This is a genomic window from Chitinivorax tropicus (assembly GCF_014202905.1).
Classification (GTDB): domain Bacteria; phylum Pseudomonadota; class Gammaproteobacteria; order Burkholderiales; family SCOH01; genus Chitinivorax; species Chitinivorax tropicus.
In genome coordinates this window covers 1-3,498 of the sequence record NZ_JACHHY010000057.1, presented here as the reverse complement: position 1 = coordinate 3,498, position 3,498 = coordinate 1, and the positions used below count along the sequence as shown (strand labels likewise).

General features: G+C 59.6%; 3 protein-coding genes. All 3 read right to left on the bottom strand.

Annotation, left to right across the window (positions count from 1 at the left end; translation table 11 throughout):
- Positions 1 to 344 (bottom strand): hypothetical protein (locus HNQ59_RS19110; protein ID WP_184041984.1); only part of this gene is annotated, 344 nt, incomplete at its 3' end.
- Positions 345 to 875: 531 nt separating this feature from the next.
- Entirely contained in the window at positions 876 to 1,121 is a 246-nt protein-coding gene (locus HNQ59_RS19100) for a hypothetical protein (RefSeq protein ID WP_184041982.1), read from the bottom strand.
- A gap of 13 nt (positions 1,122 to 1,134) precedes the next feature.
- Positions 1,135 to 3,498, bottom strand: a 2,364-nt coding sequence (locus HNQ59_RS19095) for a hypothetical protein (protein WP_184041981.1), incomplete at its 5' end; no start/stop codon positions are given.

Sequence of the window (3,498 nt, the reverse complement as noted above, 5' to 3'; positions counted from 1 at the left end):
TCGTCATAGACCAGGGTGGCATCCTGGTAGACCGGCGAACCGCCAGCTTCCCGCCGGGCCGGGTCAAAGCCCATATAGGCTTCGCCCACCCGCAGCCCGGCGTTGTCATAGCGGTAGCGGGAGGCGGTCTGGTTATTGAGGTCGTAGGCCGCTTTCAGATAGCCATTGGCGTAGTAGTCGTATTCCAGCCGCTGATACTGCCCGCCCTGGCTTTGGCCACTGCCCTGCTGGCTCACCAGCCGCCCCGCCCAGTCATAGCGGTAGTCAAAGCGGTGCCGGCCCAGGTCTTCCCGGCGCACGCTGCGCTCGAAATAATCCACCCATTCGTGGCTGGCACGCCCCACCGCGTCATAGCTGGTCTTCTGGTAGCCGCCCAGGTTCTGCCCACCCGCGCCCAGTATCCCATCCGCTGCCGCCCGCCAGCCCCATCCCAGCTGGCCGCAACCTTCACCGCTTGTGCGGTCGATCCCGCCAGCACCTGCTGCGTCTCCCGCTGGCCATTGCCGTCCACCTTACTCACCAGCCGGCCCAGCAGGTCATAGCCATAGCGCGTCTCCGGCTGCACCCGCTCCCGAAAACCATTCGCATATGTCACGTCCGTTTCCGGGTCGGTTTTTTTGATCAGAACACCCAGGCGCTGGCGGCGTGTGGGGGTGGTTTGACTGGGTGGGGTGGCAGGCTGGGGGCTAGGAGGGGATCACGCCGCATGGTGATCCATGCCAGTGAGCCGCGACAACGACCCCGGCCTGTCAGGCCGCCCACGCATCCGACAGCGCCGTGAGTGTTGTATTCAAAGCGGGTGGTGAGCGCCTGCTCGTTGACCGGTATGGTGGCACCGTCTCCTGGCCACTGAAGTAAACCTTTTTCCGTTTTTATCACTTAGGCGCAAGCTCGAATTCGATTTTTGCACCTGCCTTGGTCAGCGGTGCAGACCGAACTATAAGTTCTCGCTTCGTAGCAATCGCTACAATTGGACGAGTTTGCTTCAACAACTCAGCGACTTCCTTCAAACTCTGGCCCGTCATTATTCTTACCTCAGCAAATACTCGCTCAAATGATGGGCCAATATCGACAATCACCATAGCATACCGATCACTATGCACTTCCTGCTTGATTTCCATAATATTATTTTCCTTAAAAGTGGTTTTGTAAGATATCAATGCGCTGAGTTTTATTGGCACTAACGTATGCCTTCCATTCATCAAGAACAGACTGTGAATAATCCCAGCCGCGCATGCTCTTATAACGTTCCACTGTTGCATAAAATTTCATATCCCGATACTTCAGGTCCAGGGAGTAAGCCACATCTCCACCCGGAAAGTGGTGGTTTTCCGTGATGCCGCCTTCATAGCGCCACCGGTTGTGCAATTCTTCATGAATAATAGTGTCACGAAGAGCGGCACGACTTTCAAGTGACTTGTATCCAATTTGAACTCCTGGATTTTCAAAAAAGGGCGCATATCCCGTCACACCAGTCTCCGCATAGGGACTAAATAGTGGTTGATAGGTTAGCCTAAGACTCGAAAAATCTTCCTTGAGAATGGCTGAAATGGCTCTGTTACCATTTTGAACTCGGCTACCGGTATATGGAGACAAGTCATTAATGTACTGATTTGTGCCGCCAGCCGATTCACTCCAAATCTCTCCATTTAATGCCGAAGCACCAAGTCTTCTTGACCCCCGTTCTATTTTTACCCCACTCACCCCAGTTTCCCCCGCGAAGGAAACTGGTTTGCTGAACTGCGTCGGATAAGCCCCTTTCTGGATACCCTGTGGCCGATTCGACAGCGGATGTCCACCCGCCAGACTGCCCATGGCATCCACTGCCTGGCCTGCGCTGCTGATTACCTGCCCAAAGCCCTGCGCTGGGTCGCCCCCGCCGGCCACGTAGCCCGCCATGATCGGGGTAAATATGCCCGAGCTGGTGGTGGCATCAACCCCTGCTGCAATATGCTCCAGCCGCGCTTGCGGGGACAGGCCACGCTGGCCGTTCCAGGGGCGCAGTTCGTTTTGACCCGGCTTGAGTGCAATCTGCGGTTTGACTTCATAGCACATCCCGCCCGCTGTTTTGCCATTGAACAGCTCGTCGAGATAGGTCAGTGCGTCCTTGGCCGGCCCGGTCTGGCTTGCGGTGGCTGCCTGCGCCAATGCACTGGCCCGTGCCGCTTTCACACGCGCAATGGCGGCGTTGTCGCTGGCCATCACTTGTGCATAGGTCTCATGGGCTGCTTGAACATTATATGTGTCTGCATCAGGCATCCAGATCTGCTGTCCATCGCGCAATCGGCTACTGCCGCCATTGGCCATGGCCATTGCGCCAATCAAGCTGGCATTTCCACCTGCAAGCTGGCTGAGGGTGTCGCCTTGGCGGACGGAGACATATCGTCCGCCTGCTCTTTCCCAGCCTTCGCCATATCGCCGGATGTGGTCCGGCAGGCTGGATGGTAATGGTGCTTTGTCTTGTCGCCCAATCGCACCTGCCATTGCCAGGGTAGACCAGTCTTCCATGAAGGTGTCTGTGGGGGCTGCGACTGTGGCATGGCTATTCCCCCCCGCCAGCTGCTGTGCGCGGCTGGCGGCTTCGGCTTCAGTGCGGGTGGCGATGTAATTATTCACGCCCGCATTGGCAAAGGCATCGCCAAAGGCATTGGCCAGCAGGCCGCGCTGGTAGTCCCGGTAGTGATGGGTGGTGAGCTGCGTCGAGACCGCGCCGCTGGCGAAGTTGCGTGCCAGCTGGCGGGTGAAGCCGTGGATGAAACTCTGCTCGCCCTGGCCGCTGGCCAGTTGCTGCTGGACGCTCGACCAGGTCGGGCTATTGCCTTGTCCGGTATATTGCAGCTGGCCAATGGCGTCGCCCACTACGCTGCCGACCGCCGCCCCGGCCCCGGCTGCCGCCACTTGGTTCCACTTGAAGCCATCTTGCCAGCCGGCAGCGCGCATGGCTTGTTGGGTGATGACGTTGCCGATCATGGCGTTGGCGCCAGCTGCGGCCCAGCCACTGAGGCCCATCGTGCTGGCCAGGCCGCTGCTACCGATTGAGCCCACGCCAGCGGTCACCCCGGCTGACAGGGCGGCGATGCCGACCTGCGTCCAGCTGAATTTGTCGACGTTGCCGGTGGCCATGCCTACCAGTTGGCTGGCGGCAGAGCCGACTGCGGCACCCACGGCGGCCACACCAACTGCCGCGACGGTGCCCAGGGTGGTGGTGCCGGCCAGGACGGCGGTGCCAGCGCTGAGCAGGCTGCCACTTGCTCCCATCAGCACGGCGCCCGCACCGACGGTGAAGATGGTCACCACCACCGCCACCACGATCATCAGGATCATACCTGCCGTGCCGCAGCCGCCTTCCTTCGGCGCAGCCGGGGTTGGCAGGGTTGGGTCGAGTCGGCCCATGGCTTCGCCGGGGTTGTAGGGCCGGAAGGTGGTGCTGTTGTTGTGGATGTTGGTGACTTTGTTGGGCACGATCAGGTTCTGGCCGGGGATCAGTACTTCGTCCCC

Excerpts from the sequence above, each read along its gene's own strand:
- HNQ59_RS19100 (WP_184041982.1), bottom strand. The coding sequence starts at position 1,121 with ATGGAAATCAAGCAGGAAGTGCATAGTGATCGGTATGCTATGGTGATT.